General features: G+C 65.9%; 19 protein-coding genes and 1 tRNA gene. 10 read left to right on the top strand and 10 right to left on the bottom strand.

What is annotated here, in order from left to right; translation table 11 throughout:
* The first annotated feature begins 11 nt into the window (after positions 1-11).
* From EJP69_RS07905 to EJP69_RS07895, 3 genes are read left to right on the top strand one after another with little or no spacing between them, the layout of a single operon-like run.
* A complete protein-coding gene (locus EJP69_RS07905; protein ID WP_126469317.1) occupies positions 12-1,283 on the top strand; it encodes an HlyD family secretion protein in 1,272 nt (423 codons plus the stop codon).
* Positions 1,284-1,325: 42 nt separating this feature from the next.
* Positions 1,326-2,669 (top strand): hypothetical protein, encoded by a 1,344-nt coding sequence (locus EJP69_RS07900; RefSeq protein ID WP_126469316.1) that lies wholly within the window; start codon positions 1,326-1,328, stop codon positions 2,667-2,669.
* Positions 2,657-6,058 (top strand): efflux transporter outer membrane subunit, encoded by a 3,402-nt coding sequence (locus EJP69_RS07895; RefSeq protein ID WP_126469315.1) that lies wholly within the window; start codon positions 2,657-2,659, stop codon positions 6,056-6,058. The genes EJP69_RS07900 and EJP69_RS07895 overlap by 13 nt, the downstream gene beginning before the upstream one ends.
* A gap of 35 nt (positions 6,059-6,093) precedes the next feature.
* Here the strand turns inward: EJP69_RS07895 and EJP69_RS07890 are convergent, their stop codons facing one another.
* Positions 6,094-7,011: an AraC family transcriptional regulator gene (locus EJP69_RS07890; protein ID WP_126469314.1), complete on the bottom strand. Its 918-nt coding sequence runs from the start codon at positions 7,009-7,011 to the stop codon at positions 6,094-6,096.
* A gap of 163 nt (positions 7,012-7,174) precedes the next feature.
* Here EJP69_RS07890 and EJP69_RS07885 point away from each other — a divergent pair, with 163 nt between their 5' ends.
* The 4 genes from EJP69_RS07885 to EJP69_RS07870 are packed head-to-tail and all read left to right on the top strand — an operon-like array spanning position 7,175 to position 11,238.
* Entirely contained in the window at positions 7,175-8,017 is an 843-nt protein-coding gene (locus EJP69_RS07885; protein WP_126469313.1) for an SDR family oxidoreductase, read from the top strand.
* A gap of 53 nt (positions 8,018-8,070) precedes the next feature.
* The gene (locus EJP69_RS07880; protein ID WP_093207045.1) at positions 8,071-8,439 is read left to right on the top strand and encodes a c-type cytochrome; all 369 of its coding nucleotides are present in this window, start codon (positions 8,071-8,073) and stop codon (positions 8,437-8,439) included.
* Positions 8,440-8,474: 35 nt separating this feature from the next.
* Positions 8,475-8,948 (top strand): (2Fe-2S)-binding protein, encoded by a 474-nt coding sequence (locus tag EJP69_RS07875; protein WP_093207042.1) that lies wholly within the window; start codon positions 8,475-8,477, stop codon positions 8,946-8,948.
* A 10-nt stretch (positions 8,949-8,958) separates the two neighbouring features.
* Entirely contained in the window at positions 8,959-11,238 is a 2,280-nt protein-coding gene (locus EJP69_RS07870) for a xanthine dehydrogenase family protein molybdopterin-binding subunit (protein WP_126469312.1), read from the top strand.
* 21 nt (positions 11,239-11,259) lie between these two features.
* Here EJP69_RS07870 and EJP69_RS07865 read toward each other — a convergent pair whose 3' ends face one another.
* From EJP69_RS07865 to EJP69_RS07855, 3 genes are read right to left on the bottom strand one after another with little or no spacing between them, the layout of a single operon-like run.
* The gene (locus EJP69_RS07865; protein WP_126469311.1) at positions 11,260-11,661 is read right to left on the bottom strand and encodes a PaaI family thioesterase; all 402 of its coding nucleotides are present in this window, start codon (positions 11,659-11,661) and stop codon (positions 11,260-11,262) included.
* Positions 11,662-11,705: 44 nt separating this feature from the next.
* Positions 11,706-12,404, bottom strand: coding sequence for an aspartate/glutamate racemase family protein (locus tag EJP69_RS07860; RefSeq protein WP_126469310.1), 699 nt, complete (start codon positions 12,402-12,404; stop codon positions 11,706-11,708).
* A gap of 39 nt (positions 12,405-12,443) precedes the next feature.
* Positions 12,444-13,862 carry an MFS transporter gene (locus EJP69_RS07855; RefSeq protein ID WP_126469309.1) on the bottom strand — a complete coding sequence of 473 codons (1,419 nt, stop codon included), beginning with the start codon at positions 13,860-13,862 and terminating at the stop codon, positions 12,444-12,446.
* Positions 13,863-14,110: 248 nt separating this feature from the next.
* Between EJP69_RS07855 and EJP69_RS07850 the strand changes: the two genes are divergently transcribed.
* From EJP69_RS07850 to EJP69_RS07840, 3 genes are all read left to right on the top strand, one after another.
* The gene (locus EJP69_RS07850; protein ID WP_126469308.1) at positions 14,111-15,475 is read left to right on the top strand and encodes a dicarboxylate/amino acid:cation symporter; all 1,365 of its coding nucleotides are present in this window, start codon (positions 14,111-14,113) and stop codon (positions 15,473-15,475) included.
* Between the two features lie 77 nt (positions 15,476-15,552).
* The gene (locus EJP69_RS07845; RefSeq protein ID WP_126469307.1) at positions 15,553-17,415 is read left to right on the top strand and encodes a sensor histidine kinase; all 1,863 of its coding nucleotides are present in this window, start codon (positions 15,553-15,555) and stop codon (positions 17,413-17,415) included.
* Positions 17,416-17,422: 7 nt separating this feature from the next.
* Complete coding sequence (locus EJP69_RS07840; protein ID WP_126469306.1) at positions 17,423-18,796, top strand: sigma-54-dependent transcriptional regulator; 1,374 nt, start codon at positions 17,423-17,425, stop codon at positions 18,794-18,796.
* 1,368 nt (positions 18,797-20,164) lie between these two features.
* Here the strand turns inward: EJP69_RS07840 and EJP69_RS07830 are convergent.
* The 6 genes from EJP69_RS07830 to EJP69_RS07805 form a co-directional block, all read right to left on the bottom strand.
* A complete protein-coding gene (locus tag EJP69_RS07830; RefSeq protein ID WP_126469305.1) occupies positions 20,165-21,508 on the bottom strand; it encodes a tyrosine-type recombinase/integrase in 1,344 nt (447 codons plus the stop codon).
* 295 nt (positions 21,509-21,803) lie between these two features.
* On the bottom strand, positions 21,804-22,850 hold the full coding sequence (locus EJP69_RS07825; RefSeq protein WP_126469304.1) for a putative phage abortive infection protein: 1,047 nt from the start codon (positions 22,848-22,850) through the stop codon (positions 21,804-21,806).
* Positions 22,851-22,955: 105 nt separating this feature from the next.
* Entirely contained in the window at positions 22,956-24,008 is a 1,053-nt protein-coding gene (locus EJP69_RS07820; protein ID WP_126469303.1) for a restriction endonuclease, read from the bottom strand.
* Between the two features lie 240 nt (positions 24,009-24,248).
* Positions 24,249-24,333 (bottom strand) — tRNA-Leu (locus EJP69_RS07815).
* A 16-nt stretch (positions 24,334-24,349) separates the two neighbouring features.
* Positions 24,350-24,841: a restriction endonuclease subunit S gene (locus EJP69_RS07810; protein ID WP_126469302.1), complete on the bottom strand. Its 492-nt coding sequence runs from the start codon at positions 24,839-24,841 to the stop codon at positions 24,350-24,352.
* Positions 24,838-26,772, bottom strand: a complete 1,935-nt coding sequence (locus EJP69_RS07805; RefSeq protein WP_126469301.1) for an HsdM family class I SAM-dependent methyltransferase — start codon at positions 26,770-26,772, stop codon at positions 24,838-24,840. The genes EJP69_RS07810 and EJP69_RS07805 overlap by 4 nt, the downstream gene beginning before the upstream one ends.
* Between the last annotated feature and the right edge of the window lie 221 nt (positions 26,773-26,993).

The raw sequence follows: 26,993 nt of genomic DNA, 5'->3' as shown, positions 1-26,993 counted from the left end.
AAGGGGTGGCTATGCGACTGTCCAGACCAATTTCATCTTCGTCCGATCCGGGTTGCCGCGTTCGGGCCACGCGCGGCCGAAGCCGGCAGCGGGGCGCCTTCGTCCCGAAGCTCGCGGGCTATGCGCTGCTGGCGTTCGTGCTGTGGCTCATGATCTCGACCCTCGTCGCGCCGCTGCTGTCGGCCCAGGCGACGCGGGCCGTGCTGCAGGCTCCGGTGGGGCTCATCACCTCGCCGATCAGCGGCGTGGTGACGCAGATGGCGGTGCACTCGCGCGACACGGTGGCGCCGGGCTCGCTGGTGGCGACGGTGCGCAATCCGACGGTGAGCCAGGAGATCCTCACCACGCTCACGACGCAGCGCCTGGCGTTGCAGAGCCAGCTGTCGCAGCTGGGCAACCAGTTCAAGGCCGACAGCCAGGAGATGAGGTCCGTGGGCCAGCAGGCGCAGGTTCACCGGCAGGCCTCGCTGGCCCAGACCTGGGACTCGTGGGAAATCGCCCAGCGCCAGCGCGACGTCGCGCACAGCGTCGTGGCCGAACAAGAGAACAAGGTTCGCACCAGCGAGGCGCTGCTGAAGGAAGGTGCCATCAGCGAGCAGGTGATGAACGCGGCCGAGGCCCAGCTGAGCACTGCCCGCGCCAACGCGGCGGTGGCCGAGCAGGCCTTCGCCGGACAGGCGCAGACCGTGGTGAGCGCGGGGCAGGGCGCCTTCGTGGGCACCGGGGGCAACAACCTGTTCCAGACGCTCACGAGCCGGCGCGAAGCGCTTCGCAACAGCATCGACCGGGCCCAGCAGGACGGCTCCGCCATCGTGAAGCAGCTCAAGCAGATCACGCAACTCGAGGAAGACGAGCGCCACCGCGTCGAGAAGCTCGCCGCGTACCAGGTCACGGCGACGCAGCCGGGGCTGGTGCATACCGTGCTGATGCCCGAGGGCGCGTATGTCACGGCGGGCGCTTCGCTGGTGCGCGTCACCGATTGCAGCCGGATCGGCGTCGTCGCGGTGTTTCCCGCGCGGCTGGCCAAGCGCCTGAGCATCGGCTCGGTGCTCGACGTGAAGATCGGCGAGAACACGGCCGCGATGCCCGCGCGCGTCGAGCAGCTGCTGCCCGTGGCCTCCGACGCGCTGCAGAGCACGTACAGCGTGCCCTTCCCCTATGCCGAGCAGGGCTCCATCTACGCCGTGGCACGCATCGAGGACGGCCAGTCTCAGCAGTCCCCGGCCCGTCAGCAGACTCTCTGCGTGCCGGGCAAGGTGGTCTCGGCCAGCCTCAGGACCTGAGTGCGGGCGCTTCGCTCATCTCCATTCCCCAGAGAGCACGCAATGCCGATCTCTGCGATCTCTGTCTTCTCCCGCGCGCGGGTGCGATGCGCTGCCGTATCTGCGGCGCTGGCCTGCGCCGCGGCTGCAACCGCGGCGCCGCAGGCCGGCGCCACGCAGCAGGCGCTCGCGCGCGAGAGCTGCGAGGGGCTGCGTCGCGCGGTCTCGCACGACCAGGCGGGCGTCACTTCCGGGCCGCTGTTCCTCGCGAGCTACAGGCCGGCGGATGCCGGACGCGGCGAGCCGCCGTTCGAGCCCGCGCTGGCGGGCGCCGGCTTCACCTACGACAACGCCGTGGCCGGCATCGCGCTGCTGGCCTGCGGCGAGCGTGCCGCAGCAAGGCGCATCGGCGATGCCGTGGTGCGCGCCGTCGCGCATGACCAGGGCTTTTCCGACGGGCGCGTGCGCAACGCCTACCGCGCCGGACCGGTGGCCGAGGAAAAGCCCGCGCTGCCCGGTCGCTGGGACGCGCAGCGAAAGCAATGGATTGCCGACGCCTACCAGGTCAGCACCGCCACCGGCAACGTGGCCTGGGCCGCGCTGCTCATGCTGAACCTGTTCCAGGCCGAGCCCTCGTCGACCTCGGCCTCGGCCTATCTGGAGACCGCGCGCAAGCTGCTGGCCTGGACCGAGCAGAACACGCGCGCAAGGAACGGCCAGGACGGCTACAACGGCGGCCGCTACGGTTGGGACAACGCACAGCGCGCGCAGACCTGGAAATCCACCGAGCACAACATCGACATCGCAATGGCGGCCGCCTGGGCGGCGCGCGCCGGCGGCCAGCGGGACGCGCCGGAGCATCGGCAGGCACGCACCGCGCTCGATTTCGTGAGCCGCATGTGGAGCCCCCAGGAGCAGCGCTTCTACATCGGCACCAAGGAAGACGGCGCGACCCTCTCCACCGAGAGCTCCGGCCTGGATGCGCAACTGTGGCCGCTGCTGGCCGCGCCCGAGGGTTCGTGTGCCTGGACCAGGGGGCTCGAATGGGTGGAGAAGCACCATCGCTTCGAAGCCGGCTACGGCTTCTCGCGCAACCCCGACGGCATCTGGACCGAGGGCAGCGCACAAGCCGCCGCCACGCTGGTGGCGCGCAAGGGTTCGGCGCCCGAGGCCCTGTGGCAGCTGCTCGCATCGCAGCGCGCCGGCAACGGGCTGTACTACGCGACGCCGGCCTCCCGCATTTCCACCGGCCTGGCCATCGGCCCCGACTCGGCCGGCGCGGACTTCTATTACTACCACTGGCCGCACCTTGGCGCGACTGCCTGGATTGCCCTGGCCGCCACGGGTTTCAACCCCTTCACCGGCAAGACCGCCGCATCGGAAGCCACTCCATCATGTCCAGCCTGATCGCCACACCGGAATTCCAGCTCAACGCACTGATCGCGGGGATCGCGCTGCTCCTGATGAGCCGGGCCAGCGTCGAACGCATCTCGCATCGCATGCTGTTCGGCGCGCTGACCGCGCTGCTCCTGCTGCGCTATGCGGTCTGGCGCGTGGTCGCCACCATGCCGCCGTCGGACCTCGGCTTCGGAACGCTCTTTGCCTGGGTGTTCCTCTGCTTCGAGCTGACAGCCATCGTCTACACGCTGATGTCCATCCACATGCTGGTGAGGCGCCGCGACAACCGGCCGCAGGCCGACCGGGGCGAAGCCGCGCTGCGTGCCCGCGGCGAGCAGGTGCCGGCGGTGGACGTGTTCATCTGTACGTACAACGAAGAGCTGGCGGTGCTGGAGAAGACCATCATCGCCGCCCAGGCCATCGACTATCCGCAACTGAAGGTCTGGGTGCTCGACGACACCCGGCGCGACTGGCTGCGCGACTACTGCGAACGCAGGGGCGTGCACTACGCGCGGCGGCCCGACAACAGCCACGCCAAGGCCGGCAACCTCAACAACGGGCTGCGCCTGTCGGCCGACGTGACGAACGCGCCCTTCATCCTCGTGCTCGATGCGGACTTCGCGCCGCAGCGCGAGATCGTCTATCGCATGCTCGGGCTGTTCGAGGACCGTCGCGTCGGCCTGGTGCAGACGCCGCAGTTCTATTACAACGCCGACCCCATCCAGCACAACCTGCGCGCCACCGACAGCTGGGTCGACGAGCAGCGCGTGTTCTTCGACGTGCTGCAGCCGGCGAAGGACGCGGCCGATTCCGCCTTCTGCGTGGGCACCTCGTTCATCGTGCGGCGAGACCTGATCACCGCCGCGGGCGGCTTCCCGGTCGGCAGCGTGTGCGAGGACATCCACACCACCTATCTGCTGCTGCGGCGCGGCCACGTCACGCGCTGGCTGGGCGAGCGGCTGTCGAACGGGCTGTCGGCCGAGAGCATCGTCGACTACATCAACCAGCGCAGCCGCTGGTGCCTGGGCACGGTGCAGCTCGCGCTGCTGCCCAACGGGCCGCTGCGCGGCGCGGGCTACAGCCTCTCGGCGCGGCTGCACTTCCTGCACGGGCTGCTGCATTGGCTGGGCAAGCCCTTCATGGCGCTGATCATGCTGGCGCCGGTGCTGTACTGGTATGCCGGCGTCTCGGCCTTCCACGCCACGCCGCAGGCCTTTGCCGCCTACGGCCTGCCGCCGCTCATGATGTTCTGGGCCTACAGCTACTGGATCAGCCAGCGCCGCTGCCTGCCCGTGTTCAGCGAGGTCAGCCAGCTGGTGGCCGCGATGGCCGTCACCGGCACGCTGGTCAGCGCGATGCTGCGGCCCTTCGGCCACCCGTTCAAGGTGACGGCGAAGGGGCTCGACCGCTCCAGGACGGTCGTGCACTGGAAGTTGGTCGCCGTCTTCGGCGGCCTGTTCGTGGCGCTGCAGGGCGGCGGAGCATCGGCGGCCCTGGGCGGCGCGGCGCTGACGCCCGGCGACGAACTCAACCTCGTGTGGACCGGCATCGCGCTGGTGCTGTGCCTGGGGGCGCTCATGGCCTGCGTCGACCTGCCGCGGCCGGAGCAGGAGGAGCGCTTCCCGTGGCGCGCCCGCACCCGGGTCCGGACCGCAGCGGGAGAGGGCGACTCGCGCTTCGTCAACATCGCGGCCGATGGTGCGCTGCTCGAGGGCGGCAGCCTCTTCAAGCGCCTGCGCGTCGGCCAGCCGCTGGAGGTCTACGTCGATCCCGTGGGCTGGCTCCCGGCCCTTCTCGCGGGGCGCAGCTCCGCCGGCGCCGAGCTGCGGTTCGCGGGCACCGAGGCGCAGCGCGAGCATCTGGTGAGCCATGTGTTCAACGTGGTGCCTAGCCATGTCGCCGTCCAGGTACGGCCGTGGCGGGCTGCTTCGGCCCTGTTCGCGAGCGCGGGCTTCCGCTCGCCCGACGCAGGCTTCGTGCGCCTCAGTCTGCGGCTGATATTGCTGGTGCTGGCTGCGTGCGTCCTGCTGGTGGTGAGCGGGTGCAATCTCACGCCGCCGATGAAGCAGCCCGATCTGACGATGCCGTCGCAATGGCCGGCCGGTGCGGCCAGGCCGGCCGCGGAGCCGGTGGACTGGCGCGGCTTCGTGCAGGACGACGAACTGCGCGGCCTGATTTCCACCGCGCTGTCCCGCAACCGCGACCTGCGCGTCTACGCGGCGAAGGCGCGCGAGGCGCGGGCCGTGTATGCCGCGAGCCGCGCATCGCTGTTCCCGCCGCTGGGGCTGTCGGCCCACGCCCAGCGCGCGCAGACCACGCCGCAGGGCTCGCTCAGCCCGGTGGGCAACCTGCCGTCGGACGGAAGCGTTTCCAACAGCTTCGACGTCCAGGCCGGCGTGACCTCGTACGAGCTCGATTTCTTCGGCCGCCAGCAGAGCGGCGCGCAGCAGGGTGGCTCGCTGGCCGATGCCGGCGACAGGGACTACGCGGCGGCGCGCATGAACCTGGTGGGCGAGGTGTCGAATGCCTATCTCACGCTGCGCGCGGACCGCGCCCTGCTGAGCATGGCCGATTCCAACGCGGCCGGGCTGGCCGCCAATGCCGACATGATCGGCCGCGCCAAGGCGGTCGGCGGCGCCGCGCAGCTGGATGTGTACCGCGCGCAGTCGCTGCTGCAGAACGCCCGCGTGCGGCAGGAGGAATACCGCATGCGCGTCGCGCAGGACCTGCAGGGGCTGAACGTGCTGGTGGGCGAATCCGTGCCGCCGGACACGGGCGCCGCACGGCCCTGGCCGCAGCGCTCCACCGCACAGGTCGCGCCCGGCATGCCGTCGAGCCTGCTGCAGCGCCGGCCCGACCTGCTGGCGGCCTATGCGCGCGTCGAGGCCGCCAACTCGGGAGTCGGCGCGGCCAAGGCGGCCATGCTGCCGACCATCTCGCTGACCGCGCTCACCGGCGGCGTGAGCAGGGAACTGTCGACACTGCTCAGCGGCAGCAACAGCAGCTGGGCGGGCGTGCTGGGCGTGTCGCTGCCCCTGTTCGACTGGGGCCGCCGGTCCGCCAACGTCACGGCCAGCGAAGAGCGGCTGGCCGCGGCGATGGCTTCATACGAGTCCGCGGCGCAAGTGGCTCTTCGCGAAACCGCCAACGCGCTGATCGCCGACGACCACCTGACGCCGCAGCTCGAGGCGCAGCAGGCACGCGTGCAGGCGCTGGAGAAGGTGGCGAGCATTTCGCGTACGCGCTTTCGCAGCGGCATGGAAGACTACTTCTCCAGCCAGGACGCGCAGCGCGAGCTCTATGCCGAGCAGCAGCAGCTGATCGAGCTGCAGCTCAAGGCCGCGGTGAACATGGTCAACCTGTACAAGGCCATCGGCGGTGGATGGGGCGCTGCATAGGCCCCGGTGTCCGGGTCTTCCTCACCCCGTTGCTCTCAGGCGGCTTCCCGCATCCGCCTGATGTCGCGCAGCGGCGGCGCACCGAACAGGCGGGCGTATTCCCGGCTGAACTGCGAAGCGCTCTCGTAGCCCACGCGTATTCCCGCGGTGCCGGCATCGATGCCCTGGTTGAGCATCAGTTGCCGGGCCTCCTGCAGGCGCAGCTGCTTCAGGTACTGCATGGGGCTCATGCCCGCCACGGCACGGAAGTGCTGCCGGAACGTCGACGGACTCATGTGCACCGAGGCGGCCAGGTCGTCCGCGAGCACGGGCCGCGTGAAATTCATCTTGAGCCAGGCCATGCTCTGCGCCACCTGCTGGCCTGGAGAGCCGACGGCCACCAGGCGCTGCAACTGCGGGCCATGGCGTCCGGCGAGCAGGCGAACGACGATTTCCTGCTGGAGCAGCGGAGCGATCTGGGGAATCAGCCTGGGCTCGGCGAGCAGTTCGACGAGCCGCGTCACCGTGCCCAGCAGCGTCGGGTCGAGATCGCCGAGCGACATGGCTCGATAGCTGCAGTCCCTTGACGGCTGGGGCAGCGCCATCTCGGCCGCCGCCTGCACGATGGCGCGCGAGTCGAGCCTGAGCATCAGGCCCAGAAAGGGCTTCGCGCTGCTGGCCTGCGTGACATGGGTGACCACCGGGAGATCGAGCGTGGTCAGCAGCGACTGGCCCGCGGAATAGTCGAAAACCTCTTCGCCGAGCGCAACCCGCTTCTTTCCGCTGACGGTGATTCCCACGCCGAAGCCATAGATGCAATGCACGGGTTCGGTCGTGGCGCTGCGCCGGTGCAGCGTGAGTTCCGGAATGGCGGTGATGCAGTCGCCGTCATTTTCTGCAAAGCGCCCGACTGCCTTGGCCAGGTCGCTCAGGACTGCCGATCCGTCTTGCTGCGTCAGCGGTGGCGCTTCCATTTGAATCCTTTCGCGGGTGCCCGAACAAAGTCTAGCTCGCGCATTTCGCCCGATCCGCGTTTCTGCCGCAGTTCCGTCGTTTCAGGCAAGAACACGCGTGCTTTCGGCAAACGGGTCGGTGGGCCTCGGGCAGACACTGGCAGTCACCGAAAGGAACATCCCCATGACCGACAGGAAAATCTGGCTCGTCACCGGCGCGGGCCGGGGGCTGGGCACCGACATCGCCAGGGCGGCCCTGGCCGCGGGCCATGCCGTAGTGGCCACCGGCCGCGATCCGGCGAAGGTCGCCGAGGCCATCGGCGATCACGCCAACCTGCTGAGCGTCAAGCTCGACGTCACCCGGCCCGAAGACGCGCAGGCCGCAGTGGAGGCCGCCGTCGCGAGGTTCGGACGCATCGACGTCCTGGTCAACAACGCGGGCAACTTCTACGCAGGCTTCTTCGAGGAACTGAGCCCGCAGCAGGTCCGCAACCAGATCGAGACGCTGCTATTCGGCCCGATGAGCGTCGCGCGCGCCGTGCTGCCGGCGATGCGCAGGCAGCGCTCGGGTCTGTTGCTCACCATCTCCTCGACCGCCGGGATTGCCGGTGGCATGTTCTGCACCGCGTATGCCGCGGCGAAGTTCGGCGTCGAAGGGTGGATCGAGTCGCTGGCCCCCGAGATCGCCCCGTTCGGCATCCGCACCATGCTGGTGGAGCCGGGCTTCTTTCGCACCGAACTGCTCACCGCCGGCTCCACCACTTTCGCCGAGCCGAGCATCGACGACTACGCCGAGCGCACGAGGGAGACCGTTGCCGCCTGGAGCGGCATGAGCGGCAAGCAGGGCGGCGACCCCGCCAGGCTCGCCGACGCCATCGTGCGGCTTGCCGGACTCGAAGAGCCCCCGGCCCGATTCGCCGCAGGCGCCGACGCCGTGCAGACCTTCGAGGCCAAGGCCAAGGCGCTGCTTGCACAGGCTGACGCGCATCTCGGCCTGTCCACGTCGCTCGCCCATAAGGACGCGTAGTCGCGACCGCGGGCCATCGAATCAGGCAACCCGATCGACAGGATGAAACAGAAATGACCCACGACAGAAAACAGCAAAACGGCATCGCATCCGTACGGCGCTCCCTTGCCGCCTCCCTCGTCGCAGCGCTCGGCATCGGCGTGAGCATCGCGTGGCCGGCACGCGCCGTCGCCAGCCAGGCGCTCGCGCAGAAGTACGCGTGCGTCGCATGCCACCAGCCCGCGACCAAGGTGGTGGGCCCATCGTGGAAGGACATCGGCGCGAAGTACGGCGACGGCAAGGGCACGGCCGCACAGCTGGCAGCAAGCATCAAGGCCGGCAGCTCGGGCAAGTGGGGCGCGATGCCGATGCCGCCGCAAGCCCAGGTCCCCGATGCCGACCTGCAATCGCTCGCGCAATGGGTGCTCGACGGCGCCAAGTGAACCCGATCCAACCATCCACCCACGGAGAACCGAACATGAGCGCGCTCCACGTCAACGGCCGGGAACACACGGTCGACGCCGACCCCGGCACCCCCATCCTCTGGGCCCTGCGCGACACGCTGGGCATGACCGGCACCAAGTTCGGCTGCGGCGCCGCGCTGTGCGGCGCCTGCACCGTGCATCTGGACGACCAGGCCATCCGCTCGTGCATCACGCCGATCTCCGCGGCCGAGGGCAAGAAGATCACCACCATCGAGGCAACGACCGACGGCAGCGACCGCGTCGGTGCCGCCGTGCACGCCGCATGGGTCAGGCACGACGTGGCGCAGTGCGGCTACTGCCAGAGCGGCCAGATCATGAGCGCGACGGCGTTTCTCAAGTCGCTGCCCCGGGGCAAGCAGCCCAGCGCGGACGAGATCGATTCGGCCATGGTCGGCAACATCTGCCGCTGCGGCACCTACGCCCGCATTCGCGCCGCCGTGGCCGATGCGGCCAAGACCCTCGCCTGAAGGAGCCGCCATGCTGCCCAACATCGCAAACTTCGCCGACATCGATTACCGCGAGCTGCCGCGCGCCATGCAGCGCCTGATGGCCCGGGGCCTGACCGGCGAAACCACCGGCGAAACCGCCACGCTGCCTCGCCGCAGTTTCCTGAAGATGGCCGGGGCCGGCGGCTTCGCGCTCGGCGCCTTTCCGCACCTGGCGATGGCGCAGGCAGACGGCGCAGCGCAGGCGGCGACTGGCGCCCTCAAACCGACGCAACAGCCATCGGCCTTCGTGCAGATCGCACGCAACGGCGAAGTCACCGTCACCATCAACCGGCTGGAATTCGGCCAGGGCGTGCAGACCGGCTTGCCGATGATCCTGGCCGAGGAGCTCGATGCCGACTGGGCCCTGGTGCGCAGCCGCAATGGCTCGAGCGACGCGGCCTACGTCGACCCGCTCTTCGGCATCCACCTGACCGGCGGCTCCAACTCGATCAAGAACAGCTTCACGCAGTACCGCGAGCTGGGCGCGCGCGCCCGGGCCATGCTGCTGTCGGCAGCGGCTGCGCGCTGGAAGGTCGACGCGGCCACGCTGCGCACGCAGGCCGGCACGGTGCTGGGCCCGGGCGGGCGCAGGCTGGGCTATGGCGAACTGGCCGAAGCCGCGATGGCGCTGCCGGTGCCCGAGAAGGTCACGCTGAAGAATCCCAAGGACTTCCGCCTCATCGGCCGGCCCACCACGCGCCTGGATGCGCGCGCCAAGAGCAGCGGCCGGCAGGACTTCGGCATCGACGTGCGGCACCCGGGCCAGCTCACTGCGGTGGTGGCGCATCCGCCGGTGTTCGGCGCCCGCCTGGCCTCGGTGGACGACAGTGCGGCGCGTGCCGTCAAGGGCGTGAAGGCCGTGCTGCGCGTGCCGCTGGACCGCGGCGCCGAAGGCGTGGCCGTGGTGGCCGATGGCTACTGGCCGGCCAAGCTGGGCCGCGACGCACTGAAGCTGCAGTGGGACACGGCCGCGGTCGAGAAGGTCGACACCGAAAAGCAGCTGGCCCAGTACCGCGAACTGGCGGGTCGCCCCGGCCCGCGCAAGTTCGACGCCGACATGACACCGCTGGCCACCGCGCCCCGGCAACTGGAGGCCGAATTCGTCTTCCCCTATCTGGCCCATGCGCCCATGGAGCCGGAGAACTGCACCGTCAAGCTGTCGAACGGGCGCGCCGAGCTGTGGGTCGGCACCCAGTGCGCCGGGCTGGACGCCGCTGCCGCCGCGCGTGCGCTGGACCTCAAGCCCGAGCAGGTGATGGTGCATGTGCAGATGGCGGGCGGCGGCTTCGGCCGGCGCTTCGTGGGCACGAGCGACTTCGTGGTCGAGGCCTGCGAGATCGCCAAGGCCGCGCGCGCCGCTGGCCTGAGCGCGCCGGTGCGCCTGCTGTGGAGCCGCGAGGACGACATCAAGGGCGGCTATTACCGCCCCATGCACCTGCACCGCGCGCGCATCGGCTTCGACGAGCGCGGCAAGATCCTGGCCTGGGACCACGTCATCGTGGGCCAGTCCATCACCACGGGCACGGTGTTCGGGCAATTCCAGGTGAAGGACGGCATCGACGCCACGGCCACCGAGGGCATGCGCGACCCGTATCCGCTGCCGATGCGCCTGGCGGTGCATCACCCGCAGGTCAACGTGCCCGTGCTGTGGTGGCGCAGCGTGGGTTCCACCCACACGGCCTTCGTCATGGAGACCTTGATCGACGAGATCGCCCGCAGCACGAAGCAGGACCCGGTGGCCTACCGGATGCAGCTCTTCGGCGACAAGCACCCGCGCCATCGCGCCGCGCTGCAACTGGCCGTGGACAAGAGCGGCTACGGAAAGAAGCAGCTGCCGGACGGCCGTGCCTGGGGCGTCGCCGTGCACGAGTCATTCGAATCCGTGGTGGCCTACGTGGTGGAAGCCTCGGTCAAGGACGGCCAGCCGGTACTGCATCGCGTCACCGGCGGCGTGCACTGCAACCTGGCCGTCAACCCGCGCAGCGTGGAGGCGCAGGTGCAGGGCGCGGCAGTGATGGGGCTGTCGATGTGCCTGTCGGGGGGCGCCATCACGTTGAAAGACGGCGTCGTGCAGCAGGGCAACTTCGGTGACTTCACCGTGGCGCGCATCACCAACGTGCCGGAGTTCGACGTCCACATCGTGCCCAGCGCCGATGCGCCCACCGGCATGGGCGAACCCGGCCTGCCGCCGCTGGCCCCCGCGTTCGCCAACGCCGTTGCGCGATTGACGGGCAAGCCCTTGCGCCAGCTTCCTTTCAACCTGGCCTGACGGCGGTGCCGTCAGGCCCCCTCAGTCGAGCACCAGCTGCGTCTGCGTGACCACCGCACACAGCTTGCCGTCCGCATTGGTGATGGTGGTCTGCCAAACCTGCGTCGTGCGTCCGCGATGCAGTGCCACGCTGGTGCCGGTGACCGTCGTGCCGACGCGCGCGCCCGCGATGAACTTGGTGCTCGAGTCGGTCGTCGTCGTGCGCTTGCCCTCGGGCAGGTTGACGATGGTGCCGACCGCGCCGAGCGTGTCTGCGAATGCCATGTAGGCGCCGCCATGGAGGATGCCGCCGGCGGTGCACAGATCGGGCCGCACCTCCATGTGCGCGACCACGCGCTCGGGTGCGAGCTCGGTCAGCCGCACGCCCATGAGGCCGGGGAAGATCGTGTCCAGCAGTTTCTGCATCGTGGCGATGTCGGGCATGAATGTCTCCTTGGTTCTCGTGGAAGTTCGATGCCGATGAAGGCTCAGCCCGCCGCCGTCGCGCGTCGCAGCGCCGCGCGCGCGAGCAGGCGCGTCGAGTCCAGCGTCGGCAGCGCCGAATTGCCGTCGTTCAGCACCAGCGGCAGCTCGGTACATCCCAGCACCACGGCATCGCAGCCGCGCGACTTCAGGCCGTCGATCATCCGTTGCAGCACCGCGGTCGACTCGGGCTTGATCACGCCGCGCACCAGCTCGTCCATGATGATGCGGCCCATCGCCGAGCGCTCTTCGGCGTCCGGCCGCACGGCCTCCAGTCCTGCCGACGACAGCGCCTGCGGATAGACCTCGCTGTTCACCAGCCAGTGCGTGCCCAGCACGCCCACGCTGCGAAAGCCGCGCGACACGGCTTCGGCCGCGACCACCTCGGCGATGTGCAGCCACGGCAGCGGCGATTGCGGAAGAACCAGATGCATCGCCTGGTGGATGGTGTTGTCGGGGCAGATCAGGAAGTCGGCGCCGGCCGCGGCGAGCTTGCGCGCCGACGACAGCATCAGCTGCGCGACGCCGTCGATGTCGTTGTCATCGAGGCAATCCACGTACGCCGCGAGCGAATGCGTGTGCATCGAGACCTCGGGGTGCGCATGAGCCTGGCCCATGTAGCCGGCGCCTTCGACGCACAGCGTGCGATAGCAGAGCGCAGCGCCTTCGGCCGAACAGCCGACGATGCCGATGTGAAGTGGCATGAAGCAAATCTCCGTCAGGGAAAGCAGCGGAGGATGTTCTCACGACCTCCGCGACACCGCCATGCCCGCCTGGCGGTCGAGCCGCAGCGTCATCAGCGTCGCAATGGCCATCAGCAGGCCGACCACGTACCAGGCATGCCGGAAGTCCGCGAGCTCCACCGCCGGCGCGCCGCGCAATGCCTGCGAGGCGCCGAGCACCATCGCGCCCAGCGCCACGCCGAGCGCGAGCGACACCTGCTGCAGCATCGTGCCGAGCGTGCTCGCGCCGGCGCGTATCTCGTCGGGCACGTCGGCGAATGCCAGCGTGCTGATGGCGGTGAAGTTCATCGAGCGCGCCATGCCCGCCACGAACAGCAGCACGCACATCAGCGGCAGCGGGTCGCCGGGCGACAGCAGCCCGCAGCCGAAGAGCGTGGCCGCGCAGATCGCGCCGTTCACCGTGAGCACATTGCGGAAGCCGTAGCGCCGCAGCACCGCCGTGGTGGCGCTCTTCATCGCGAGGTTGCCGGCCATGTACACGAGCAGCATCGAGCCCCCATGGAAGGCGCTCATGCCGAAGCCGATCTGGAACATCAGCGGCAGCAGGAAGGGCGAGGCGTTGATCGCGATGCGAGAGACGAAGCCAGCCGTGGCGGTGGCCAGCGCGTAGGTCGGCACCGCCAGCGCGCGCAGGTCGAGCAGGGGCGTCGCCACGCGCCGCGCATGCCACACGGCGGCCAATGCCGTCACGACACCGGCCGCCAGCAGCCCGAGCGTGACGGCCGAGCCCGGCTGCGGCCCGCCCAGCCGCGTGAGGCCTTCGACCAGCGCGGCCAGCGCGATGGCGGTGAGCACGAAGCCGGTCGCGTCGAAGCGCACCGGCGCCGCGTCCGCCCGGCGCGGAAAGAGCCGCATCACCAGCCACAGGCCCACGAGGCCCAGCGGCACGTTCAGCAAAAAGATCCAGCGCCACGAGGCATGCGTGGCGATGAGCCCTCCCAGCGGCGGACCGATCACCGGCGCGATGAGCCCCGGCCAGGTGATGGTGCCTATGGCCTCTATCAGCCGGTGCTTCGGCGTTTCGCGCAGCACCACGAGCCGGCCCACCGGCGACATGAAGGCCGCAGCCGCGCCCTGCAGCACGCGCGCCGCCACGAACACCTCGAAGCTCGGCGCGAGCCCGCAGGCGAGCGATGCCAGGGTGAAGGTGCCGACCGCCAGCGCGAACACCCGCCGCGCCCCGAAACGCCCCGCGCACCAGCCCGCCGCCGGCACCAGCGCAGCCATCGCGATCAGGTAGACCGTGACGCCCAGGCTGGCGTCGAGCGCCCCGATGCCGAAGCCGGCCCCGATGGCCGGCAGCGCGGTGACGATGACCGTGGCGTCCAGCGTTTCCATGAAGAAGGCTGCAGCCACGGTGAGGGCGATGCGCTTCGAGGCGCTTTCCGTGGCCGCCTCCGGCCGGGCGTTGTCGTTCATGTGCCGAGTCTGACACCGCCCGGCGCCTAGGGTTTACCCGGTGTTGGCGAGCCGGGGGATCGGACGGACGCGGTCCGCGTCATCCGGATCGTCGGCGGGGCAGGCTCGGCAAGGTCATGAAAAACCTCATGAAATCAACGACTTAAGGCCGGCTCGGGCACGCGTCGCCCGTGGCATGTCGATTGCTGAACCACCGGCCGGCCGCGCGCCTCCGATTCGGGGCCTGGCCACGAACTGGAGACAAACCGATGAGTCACCCCGTGGAACACACCACCGCCCCCAAGCCCTTCTACAAATCCCTGTACTTCCAGGTCATCACGGCCATCGTGCTCGGGGTGCTGCTGGGGCATTTCTATCCCGACACCGGCGCTTCCATGAAGCCGCTGGGCGACGGCTTCATCAAGCTGATCAAGATGATCATCGCGCCGATCATCTTCTGCACGGTGGTGGTCGGCATCGCCGGCATGGAAGACATGAAGAAGGTCGGCAAGACCGGCGGCATGGCGCTGCTCTACTTCGAGATCGTCAGCAGCATCGCGCTGATCGTGGGACTGGTGCTGGTCAACGTGCTCAAGCCCGGCGCGGGCATGAATGTCGACGTGACCCAGCTCGACACCAAGAGCATCGCGGCCTACACCGGCCCGGGCAAGATGCAGAGCACCACCGACTTCCTGCTCAACATCATTCCGAACACGGTGGTCGATGCCTTCGCCAAGGGCGAGATCCTGCAGGTGCTGATGATCGCCGTGATGTTCGGCTTCGCGCTGCACCGCTTCGGCGGCCGCGGCACGCTGGTGTTCGACGTGATCGAGAAGGGCTCGCACGTGCTCTTCGTGATCGTGGGCTACATCATGAAGGTCGCGCCCATCGGCGCCTTCGGCGCCATGGCCTTCACCATCGGCAAGTACGGCGTGAGCTCGCTGCTGCAGCTCGGCCAGCTGATGGCCACTTTCTACGCCACCTGCCTGCTGTTCATCTTCGTGGTGCTGGGGCTCATCGCACGCTTCCACGGCTTCAGCATCTGGAAGTTCATCAAGTACATCAAGGAAGAGCTGCTGATCGTGCTGGGCACTTCGTCCAGCGAATCGGTGCTGCCGCGCATGATGGCCAAGATGGAGAACCTGGGCGCGAAGAAGTCGGTGGTCGGCCTCGTGATCCCGACCGGCTATTCGTTCAACCTCGACGGCACTTCCATCTACCTGACGATGGCGGCGGTGTTCATCGCGCAGGCCACCAACACCGACATGACGCTCACGCAGCAGCTCACGCTGCTGGCGGTGCTGCTGCTCACCTCGAAGGGCGCGGCCGGTGTCACGGGCAGCGGCTTCATCGTGCTGGCGGCCACGCTGTCGGCGGTGGGCCATGTGCCGGTGGCGGGCCTGGCGCTGATCCTGGGCATCGACCGCTTCATGTCTGAAGCCCGCGCGCTGACCAACCTGATCGGCAACGGCGTGGCCACCATCGTGGTCGCCAAGTGGACCGGCGACCTCGACACCGTGCGCATGAACCAGCACCTGAACCAGGAAAGCCCGGCCGAGGCCAACGAGCCCGAACTCGTGCTCGACGCCGCCGAGACGCACATGCCCGTCAGCTCCGCGCGGCAGGCTTCCTGATCCTCCCTCCGGCCCCGCCGCGGGGCCATCGGGCTGCCACTAATGCGGGCGGCCCGGCCTTGTGCAATAACGGGCCCATGAATTCAAGGGAGCCGGCCCGGCGTTTCGATTCAACTTCCGACCAGGCGACAAGAGGATGGCGCGGCCTGCCCCGATGGGGCGGGGCGCTGGCCCTGGTGGCCGTGGCCGCCTTCGCCGGTCACCAGGTCGCCATGCAGACTGGCCTGGCGCGCCTGCGCGAGGCGGCCGACCACCGGCTCGACATGCTCGCGACCGGCCTCGACGCCGACCTGGCCCGCTTCGACTACCTGCCCGCGCTGCTGGAGATGACGCCCCTCGTGCCGGCGCTGCTCGGCACGCCGGCGGACACGCGGCTGCGCGACTCGGTCAACCGCTATCTCGACGGCGTCAATGCCGCGGCGGGGGCCGAGATGCTCTACGTGCTCGACGCCTCCGGCACCTCGCTGGCCGCGTCCGACTGGGACAAGCCCGGCACCACCGTGGGCCAGGACCTCTCGTTCCGGCCCTACGTGATCGACGCGCTGGGGCAGGGCCGGGGCCGCTTCTACGGCGTGGGCATCACCAGCAAGAAGCCGGGTTATTACCTTTCTTATGCCTTGCGCCGCGGCCAGACCTCGCGCGGCGTGGTGGCCGTGAAGATCAACCTGGAGGAGGCCGAGCGCGCGTGGCGCAAGCTGCCGGGCGACGTGGCGCTGATCGACCAGCGCGGCGTGGTCATCCTTTCCACGCGCGACGACATCAAGTTCAGGCCGCTGCTGCCGCTCGATGCCCTGCAGCGCGCCGAGGTGCTGCGCTCACGTCCCTATGGCGAGGCCGCGCTCCAGCCGCTGCAATGGACGCAGAAGGAAGCGCTGGACCGCGACGTGCAGGTGATCTCGCTCGACGGCGTCGACCAGCTCGCCTCCGCCCGCACCCTGCGCGGCGCTCCATGGCAGCTGGTGGTGCTCGACAACCTCGCGCCGTTGCATGTGGCGGCGCGCAACGCCGCCATCACCGCCAGCCTTGCGATGACGGTGCTGCTGCTGGTGGCCGTGGCGCTGTGGCAGCGCCGTCGCGCGGTGCGCCAGAAGCTGGCCAACCAGGCCGCGCTGCAGGCGGCGCACGACACGCTCGAATCGACCGTGGCGGCGCGCACCGCGCAGCTTCGCGCCGCGCAGGGCGAGCTGGTGCATGCCGGCAAGATGGCCGCGCTGGGGCAGATGTCGGCGGGCGTGGTGCACGAGCTCAACCAGCCGCTCACGGCGATGCGCACGCTGTCGGAAAGCGCCGCGATCCTGCTCGACAAGAACCGCCTCGACGACGTGCGCGGCAACCTCGAGCGCATCCGCGGCATGGTCGACCGGCTCGCCCGCCTGACCTCGCAGCTGCGCACCTTCGCCTACAAGAGCGAGCTGCCGCTGGCGCCCGTGCTGCTGTCGCACGCGATCGCCGACGCGCAGGTGATCGTTGCCGAGGCTTCGAGGAAGCAGCGCGTCGCCATCGAGGTCGACGTGCAGCCGCCCGCGTTGAGCGTCATGGCCGAGGAGGCCGCGCTGGGCAGCGTGCTCGCCAACCTGATGCGCAACGCCATCGACGCCATGCAGGACGCGCCGGCGCGCACGCTGCGCCTTCAGGCGCGGCCGAAGGAGGGCCGCGTGGTGCTGTCGGTGACCGACACCGGCCCGGGCATCCGCCCCGACATCCTGCAGCGCCTGTTCGAACCCTTCGTCACCGGCAAGGCCGCCGGCTCGGGGCTGGGACTGGGTCTCGTGATCTCGGCACAATTGGTGCGGTCCATGGACGGCACGCTGCGCGCGGCCAACCTGGACAGCGGCGGGGCCTGCTTCGTCATCGACCTGCCGGCGGCCATCGCCGTGATGCACGACAGCAGCAGCAACCCGCCGGTTCCCGACGCCCTTTCCATTGCACAACAGGAGTGATCCCCAAGTGAGCGAAGCCCCTGCCATCCGGGTGATGCTGATCGAGGACGACGAAGACGTCCGCGTCAGCACCACCCAGGTGCTGACCCTGGCCGGTTTCGAAGTCGAGTCCTTTCCCAGCGCCGAGCGCGCGCGCCCGCACATCTCGTTCGGCGTGCCCGCCGTCGTCATCAGCGACGTGCGCCTGCCGGGCCTGAGCGGCACCGAGTGGCTGCCCGAGCTGCGCGGCGTCGACCCCGAGCTGCCGGTGATCCTCGTCACCGGCCACGGCCACATCGCGATGGCCGTGCAGGCCATGCGCGAGGGCGCCTACGACTTCATCGAGAAGCCCTTCAGCTCCGAGCGGCTGGTGGCCATCGTGCGCCACGCCATCGAGCGCCGGCAGCTCAGCCTGCAGGTGCGCGCGCTGCGCGACGCGCTGGAGAACTGGCAGGGCATCCAGTCGGTGCTCATCGGCCGTTCGGCCCAGATGCAGCAGGTGCGCCAGACCGTGAAGACGCTGGCCGAGACATCGGCCGACGTGCTGGTGTACGGCGAGACCGGCACCGGCAAGGAGCTGGTCGCGCGCTGCCTGCACGACCACAGCGCGCGCCGGCGCCAGCATTTCGTGCCGCTGAACTGCGGCGGCCTGCCCGAGTCGCTGGCCGAGAGCGAGCTCTTCGGCCACGAGGCCGGCGCCTTCACCGGCGCCAGCCGCATGCGCGTGGGCAAGTTCGAGTACGCCAGCGGCGGCACGCTGTTCCTCGACGAGATCGAGAGCATGCCGATGGCGGTGCAGATCAAGCTGCTGCGCGCGCTGCAGGAGCGCAGCATCGAGCGCATCGGCTCCAACAAGACCATTCCCTTCGACTGCCGCGTGGTGGCCGCGAGCAAGGACGACCTGAAGGCCATGAGCGACCAGCAGAAGTTCAGGGCCGACCTGTACTACCGCCTGGGCGTGGCCTTCATCGAGCTGCCGCCGCTGCGCGAGCGGCGCGAGGATATTCCGCTGCTGTTCGAGCACTTCACGCTGCAGGCCGCAAGCCGCTACGACCGGCCCGCGCCGCTCCTGAGCAACGCGCAGCTGGCCGACCTGATGGCCTACGCCTGGCCCGGCAACGTGCGCGAGCTGCGCAACGTGGCCGACCGCTTCGTGCTGGGCCTGCTCGGCGAGCGCCTCACGCAGACGCACGGCGGCGCCGGTGGTGGCGCGCAGGGCGTGCCAGCCTTGCCCCGCGGGCTGCCGCAGCAGGTGGAGTCGTTCGAGCGCGCCGTGATCGTCGAGGAGCTCCGACGCCAGCGCGGCGACCAGCCGGCCACCGCCGCGGCGCTGGGCATCGCGCGCCAGACGCTGCACGACAAAGTGCGCAAGCTGGGCCTGACAGTGGACGAGTTCAAGTAGGGCTGTCGACAGCCGCTTCCCGCGGCCGGCCCCTCTTCAGTTCAGGCCTGGAAGTGGTAGCCGGGTGCCTCGCACGGCGTGCAGCGGCAGCGAGCCTCCGGCAACAATGTGACGAGATAGGGCTCAACGAACCGTTCGCGCGACAGCGAGTGCCCCAGGAGCTCATACCGGTAGCCCGCCACGGCCCCGATGCGGTCGACCACCAGCCCCTGCCCTGCCCCGCAGGCATGGCAGAAGTCCGTGCGCCGCGCCTTGGCCCCGAAAAAAGCGCGACACTGGCACGTCTTAACCCCTGCGTGTCCGCGCTGAAGAAGAAGTGAGCCAGTGTTGGAGTGCCTCCCTACGAGCTCCGCCCCAGTTCCCAACGTGCTGCGGCAGCCGTGAGGCACCAACGACCTGCCCGTGTGACGTGCTTGTCATGCGGCGCATGCACGTCGTCAGACTGATCTCGCTGAGCGACTGTAGCGGCTTGCGGCCGGGGAGTACGAGGCCCGAGCCCTCGATCCGATCCAGTGCCTCCATCAGCTGGATTGCTTGCTTAGACAGCGGTACGCTGTGCTCCTTCTTCGCTTTCATGAGCTCGACAGGGATGATTCACAGCTGCGCATCGAGGTCGATTTCGGCCCACCGGCCGCGCACTTCGCCCGGCAGCACGGCCTGGTCCAACGCCAGGGCACTGCATCCCTCCACGCCGCGCAAGTCAACCATGAACGCGCCCGCTTGGTCGACGGTCGCACAGGGTGGTGCGTCACCTTCTTGAGCTTTCGCGGACGGCCCATTATCTGGTCGACGTGGCCGCGCCAGCGCGCCGCGTTCGCGCCTTCCCGATAGCCGCGTACCAGAGCCCACTCCAGAACAGCTTCGTTGCGATCACGTGGCCGCTAGACGGTTTCGGTCTTCATGATTCAGATCGCCTCCAGCACCGTCGGCACACGCGATAGCTCGACGTCCTGTACCCGCAGTTCGCCGATCGTCGACATCACGTACAGGTCGACCGTGCTGGTCTATTGCGCTCGATGCTTGGCGTTCCTCCACTTCGAGACATGCTTTTGGTTCAGCCGACGAGGAGATTCGCAAGACGCTGTCCGGCGAATCGGCAGTGCGAGGAAGAACGAACGCATCGGCACGGGTTCTGAAAGCCAAATCCTAGACAGAAATTAGGTTCAATGAGAGGTCGCTCAATTAGTTGCTTGCCATACCGCCAGCCAACATCAAGAAGCTCGGTGGTGTAGACCAGAATACTTGGCATATTCGATCGGCAGGTTGCAACGCTTGCCTCGAAGCAAGGGGACTTTTCTCGCGACGAACGCCCCCCGATCGAGATCCGGCAAAGGTATGCCACTGCAGCGCGTCAGCATCGCTTTCGAATCAAACTTCGAGCTGAGCAGTGCGGTGGAAAGAGCCCGCCTCCTCCACGCCCATCTCGCTCGCCCTTACCGTCGCAAACTCCGTGCAAACAGGCATCGCCAACGCGCTGTCCGCAGCCAGGTCATCAAGCAGATCCGCCCACAACTGAATCATCTGGCGCCGTTGATTCAGAAAAGTGGTGCGGTCATAGGCGCTTCCCAACTCCTCATCGGAGCCGTGTGCCAAATGCCGCTCGATTACCTCACGATCCCACCCCAACAGTTCGCGGATCAGCGTCCGGGCCGTGGCGCGAAACCCGTGGCCCGTGATCTGCTCTTTCGTGTCATAGCCCAATGTACGCAGCGCACTGTTGATGGTGTTGTCGCTCATGTACCGCGTCTTCTCGGAACGCTTCGACATGCTGCGGAAGATCGGCCCGCTAGGACCGGTCAGCGGATGGATATCGCGCAGAATTTCGACCGCCTGGGTCGGCAGCGGCACGAGGTGTGCCGGCGTGCGTACGTCTCGCTTCTTCCACTCCCTCAACTTCATCTTCTCGGGTGGGCAACGCCAAAGCGCCTGATTGAGATCTACATCTTCCCAATGCGCCAAGCGCAGCTGACCAGGCCGCTGGAACAACAAGGGCGATAGCTGCAAGGCCGCACGCGTGATGACATTGCCGTTGTACGCGCGCATGTCACGAAGCAACTGGCCGAGCTTCTGCGGATCCGTGATGGCCGCATAGTGTCGAGTGCGAGGTGGCGGCAGGCCGCCCGTGCGACCGTTCACGAAGTTCCGAGCCGGATCTAGCGCGCCCACGTCGACAGCGTACTGGAACACATGCTGCACCGCTTCGCGCACTCGCTGCGCCGTCTCCAGATTGCCGCGCTCCTTGATGCGGTGCAGACATCGGACCACCTCGGTCGGCAAGATGGCCTCGATGGCGAGCGCACCGATCCAGGGAAAGACGTGCAGTTCTAGGTGGCGCATAACTTTTCCGGCATAGCCGGCCGACCACTCGCGGTCTTTCCACGCCTGCACATGCCAGGCCCGGGCGGTCAGTTCGAAGGTATTGAGGCGTGCGACACGAGCACGCTCGACCTCTACGCGCCGGGCCTCCCGGGGATCGACACCATCGGCGCGCTTCTCGGCTTCGAGGCGCGCTTTCCGGCGCGCCGTCGCGAGTGTCACCGCCGGGTAGTGACCGATACTGAGCTTGGCTTCTTTGCCGAGCCGCTTGTAACGATAGACCCACACTTTGCCGGTCGGTCGCACGCGAAGGTAAAGGCCCTCGCCGTCCGCCAGCAAATATTCCCTGTCACGCGGCGCTGCCGCCCTGATCTGAAGTTCGTTGAGTTGCCCCATGGTGTACCCAAAATCGACTGCGGTTGAAAAGCAGTCTGGGGTACACCGTGGGGTACACGCAAGAACAGGACTATGTGAGATCGGATGATGCCGCCTGAGCCGCCTTTTCAGGCTAAGTCCTTGATGTACAAGGACTTTTAAGCTGTCTTGGGTTCTACCGAGAAAGAAGGATGGTGGCCTGGGGCGGAATCGAACCACCGACACGCCTTCAGTCTCTCTAGACCGTTGATTTGATTGGATTTTTTACTGATAGAAAGGACAAAAGTGTACCTTATTTGCGTACCAAAACACAATGTCACTGCCGCTCCATTTGTTCCCAGGCAATGAAGTAGTGAGCAGAGCAGAGCGGCGTCGTTTCAAGAGCATGCTGTTCTCGCTCCTTACTCCCTAAAAAGGCCCGGCGGCGATAGCCTTCAAGTAGCGCCGGTTTGTACTTATTCCGATAGCCGCTATGAAGGTGCTCAAGCAGGCCAAACCTTTCAATTAGTGGAATAAATCGATGACCACGCTCAGTCAGACCATTTGCGGCAAGCAGCATTACGGTGCCCTCACTCATTTGCCCGCGTGCGATATTCGCAAATCTGATTCTTTCACTTTCCTCCATTTCGGCGTCCGCCACAAACTTGAAAGTCTGGAACAACAAGCGGAAATACGGCCCAAGTGAAGATGGATGGTTGTCGTAAATGCTTCCAACATAGGTTGTTGCAATTTCACGTGCTTGTTGGCCTACCGTTTGCGTAGCAATTCCATTGTCATCGAGCCTGTTGACGAGAGTCCGGGCAAGACTGTCAAGCGCCGCCGCCCCTTGCCTACGTTCTTCTCTCGCACCATCGCTTTTGGGCACATCTATTCGCTCCACCAACTGGCGACTCAAGGTAAGCATCTGGAAAAAAGTGGATGAGAACTGCTCTTTTTTATTGAACGCGCGCTCGTCCTCATAAGCTTGCGCGGCCAACCTAGTCGCCTTTTGGGCCTCCTTCAGAGAACGGCTCTGAAGAACCCCTGCCCACAGTACCAGAGCTCCAGCCACCGACGCGAACAATGCGTTTGCTCCCCCAAACGCATCACCAGTTTGACCAACCTCCGCCATCACCGCCGCGCGATCGATAGCCGGCTGCGCAGCGCCCCCCTCGCTCTGCTTCGGCGCTTCTTTCCGTTTCACACTCACATATCCGTCTGCGTAGTCAGCCACCTTGGCATGAGTTAGCCTCATCCCCCAGTACATCCAACCCAACCACAGGGCTATGCCCAACGTAATTGCGCCTATCAGAACAGCCCAACTGGGCAATTCATTCTTTGGGTGGCCAGCAGACTTTTCCGAGGGCGGGGGTGACTTGGTCATTGCCTGTTCCTCAAACGTAGCTATTCAAATTACTTGGTGCGACAAGCGCTCTACGGCCTGTGCTGCAACTATCTGGCGCAGCGCCTTGAAGAATCCAACTCCCTTTTACACATCCTCGGGGGCGGCGAGCGTCCAAACCCGTTTCAAAGGCAACAGTGCACGAATATCAGCATCTAGTTTGTCGTAGACCGCCAACAACTCATCAATCAGATCGTCGGCGTCCCACAACCTCACATGAAAGAACTGCTGAGCTTCCTCTCTGTCTACGCCGCTTTTAAAACCACCCCAGCAAACTAGCAGGCCGTGCGTAGCACTGACCTTTTTCATGACACCCCCTAAGGCGTCTAAAACCGCCCGCTCAACAGGGCTCTGCTGCGACTTCACTTGCACGCAGATACGGGGTTCTGCGAAACCAAACGTGCCAGGTGCAGCCAGTATGTCGATCCCGCCGTCTGGCCCCGGCGGGCTGACGTGTGTCTTAAATCCCTGAGCCCGAAGGATGGCCCCTACAAGCTGTGCCATGCCGTGCCCCTTGAATCGAGCTTGCAAGACTTTGGTGATTTGATCGCGGGCCGACTGCTCGACGTCGAAACGTTCATCGCCTGGCTCGGCATACTCTTCTAAAGGGCTTTTGTTCCGGGGAACCAGGACCGCGCCGTCGCTCATAGATTTCCAGCCAGCTCTTTCCATTGCTCTGACCTTGGCCTCGGCGTCGTTCTTCGACATCCTGCAGACGGTCATGAAGGCCCCGAAGGAGTACAGGAGGTCTTGGCCGAAGGCCGTGCGAGGCACATTAATGTTCAGCCACTTGACCTTGACACTATGCCGATACGTGGACTCGGCCGTAGGATTGAAGGAGTAGCCTTCAAGCACCTCGGCAAACGCCAGCGCCGAAGTGTGCTTGCGCGGCAACACAACCCAGTCGCCCTTCTTCACCTCGAACACAAACGGGGCAATCTGGCTCGCCCAGTTGATCCGCGTTTTTGGCTTCTCGTCGGGGTAAAGCGTTGCCAGCAAAGCCTTGACGCCCTCGAAATCCTTGACAGTCGAAAGGCCGATATCTTCGGTGCCATCCCATGTCAGATAGCAGCGACTGTCGTTGAAGAATCGCTGCTCATGTTGCCCGTACTTGCCTGCTCGTATTAACCACAGCGCCATACGTTTTCCTCAAAGGCTTCATTCGATTTCCTGTGCCATCTGCGCAGCGATGGAGGACAACGCCTATGCCGCGCCTCAAGCAAGTCTCTTGCAGACATTGGTCGCTCTACGCCAAGGCCATACCGCGTCTCATCTCACGCAGCCGAGGAACACCATCCCAATCTGATGGGCTGGTTCGTAGCAGGCTAGCACCAGAGGGTCGTGACTCTGAGTCTTTGTGACATGCCAGAAATTGACATGTGGTGCCCGGGGCCGGAATCGAACCGGCACACCTTTCGGTGGGGGATTTTGAGTCCCCTGCGTCTACCAATTTCACCACCCGGGCAGGCTGCGGCCGCTGATTATGCCTTGGCCACCGAGACCGTTGGGAAGTGCGTAAGGGTCTGCGTCCAATCCTCAACCACCTGACTGAACGCCGAGTCAAGCCATGTTGGAATTTCGTTTAGGTCGGGGATAAGCAAGTCCTTCAGGGTGCGATTCGCCTGCCGGCCATAGTTGAAACGGTACTTGTTCTTCCGTATGCACATGCAGTAGTACAGCTTCTGCTGCAACGTCATTTCCGTCTTTGGGTCGAGGTAGTACAGGTCTCGCCCGCTGTAGAACGGCTCCGGTTGCACAAACGTCTCAAGAACCGAGCCCCCGCCCGCGACCGTGAGGACACCCGCTTTGATCGGAGCTAGCCCTGGAATGCGCTGCACTTTCGCAGATACACCATTGTTGTTCGCGGTCCGGGAAACAAAGTTAATCCCCGTGGGATCAGGCAGCAGGCGATTAAGTTCGAGGTTGGAACCATAGTGGACTCCGAACAGGCTGGAAACCTTCACGACCTTCACAGTGCATCCTCCTCGTTGTCCGCTCCGTTGGCAGGTTGCATCCCATGAAGCAACTGAAAGACAAGAAAGCGCTTTACATTTTCCTCGTAATGCTGACGGTCCAACGTGGAGTAGTCCGTCTGCATGTACGCCTCCGCGCACCACTCGTCATTTGCCCCCACCTTTTTACTGACGCTGAAGCCGACATGGACCTCGCGGTTGCGGTAGGCCTCAATCCAATTTGCACGAATCTCAGACCAGCGGTTGTAAAGGTCCACGCGCCCCTTGTGCTTCTCCTTGACGAAGCCGTCGCGTTTCCAGAATCCGAACCAAGTCTTTCGATCAGATTTGGCATGCGGCTGATGAGCGGTAAACACCATGATGCAAGTCACAGTGCCCACCGGGTAGAAAAGATCGTCCGGCATGGACATAACCGCCTCCAGAGTGTGATTCTTCAAAAGATCAAGCTTTAGGGGATGCGGCGAGATCGCACAGGACATCGGTACGATGGCAACACCTGTGCCGCCCGGGGCTAGGCAGTCCAGCATATGCTTCACGAAATGAAGCTCGTGTTGATCCGCATCTGACTGCGAGAACGGCGGATTTAGAAGACCCACGTTGGCCTTATGTGCCACGATGGCTTTAGTAATCGCCTTGTCGAAGCACGATCCTTGATACAGGTTGGCCTTTCCATCTCCCCGGAGAATCATGTTGGAAGCGGCAAGCGCGAACATGTCGGGCTGTTGCTCTACACCGACTAGCCCTTGCTTCTTGATTCGCTCAACTTCGGCCTTTGTCTGGGCGCTGCGCATCATCTGATGCATCGCGGACACAAGAAATCCCGACGTACCCGCACAGATATCTATGACCGTACTCGACCTATCGACGTTGGCAATCAGCGAAAACAATTCCGTGATGTGTCGGGGTGTCAGCACGATACCCAAAGCCTTCTTGTCTCCGCCCGTGTACTTTAGGAACTCACCGTAGAACTGGCCCACGACATCAAAGTCCCGATACACCTCAATGAACGGCCATACTTTCTCGCGAAGACGCGTGATCAGCTCGTGTAGAACTCCTCGCGGATATGCGACCGATGCCTTGCCAAGCACTGGGTGGACCGCAATGCCTGAGTAGGGCTGGGCCATGTTGTCTTTCTTGCCCTGCGGGATATTCGCCTTCTCGATTTCGCCCCGAATGACTCGCATCCATTCCTTCTGGAGTTCGTCGGGTGTATGCGCGTCATAGGCCTTAGAAAAGGCGGCGTTGCGTAGTGCGATCAGCGTGCCACTGACAAGCAAGGGCTTTTGGCTCTCCGTAAGCTTTGCATGATCCCGCATGAACTCATGCAATTCACGCGAGAACGCCATCAACTCATCGAATTTGACCTTTTGCACCGTGGGATCGAAAGTCGCGTGCTCGATCAGGTCCGGCCATGGCAGGAATGCCTCGATTGCAGCACCCGTTTTGGAAAGCAGGGGGCTGGCCTTGTCACCGCCTTTCGGGTGCAGAAACACAGAGAACAGTTTGCTGGACTTCGCGCCTCCGCTGACAGCCACCGCTATGACGTTGAATTCCTTCGACAACGCCCTAGCGTAGTGGAGCACTCCATCGACCGCGTACCGCTGGGCTCGCTTTGCATAGTCGCCAATGTCGGCAACATCTCCCGCAGGGCTGAGAACGCCCATGTAGGCGTGACCACTCTGGTGATCTTTAGTGTCGGCCTTGCACTCAACTACCATGAGGAAGTCGGGCGTATCAGTCGCCGAGATGATGAACTCGGGTGATCCAAAGCCGCCTGCACCCGACTTGCTACCAGTTCGCAGCAGTCGCTTCACGGCCTCAATATTGCTCTTCTGCTCCTCCACCCGAATGTTCGCGTCGGGATGGAAGTACTGGAGTGCCCGCAATTCGTCGCGAACAAAATTCTCGGTCTCGCGCTCGTTCTTTGCCATTGCTGCTAGTCGTTAGTAGTCGGCGAGCGTAGCATTTTGTTGCCCGCATCCTCGTAAGAGACCGAGGGCGCCGGCAGATCTTCGTTTGGTGCGACCTGCCCCTTCCCGCACCGACGGCAACCCTCTGCATAAATTTTGAAGCCCATTTGCGCGAGGACAGGTCCAACTCGAAAGCCTCTCTACGCCCCCCCGGCCCCCTCACAGTTGACGATAAGCGACTC

Origin of the sequence: Variovorax gossypii, from assembly GCF_003965815.1 — a bacterium.
Classification (GTDB): Bacteria; Pseudomonadota; Gammaproteobacteria; order Burkholderiales; family Burkholderiaceae_C; genus Variovorax; species Variovorax gossypii.
Note: the sequence above shows the minus strand (reverse complement) of the source record. Positions and strands in the feature narration are given on the sequence as shown.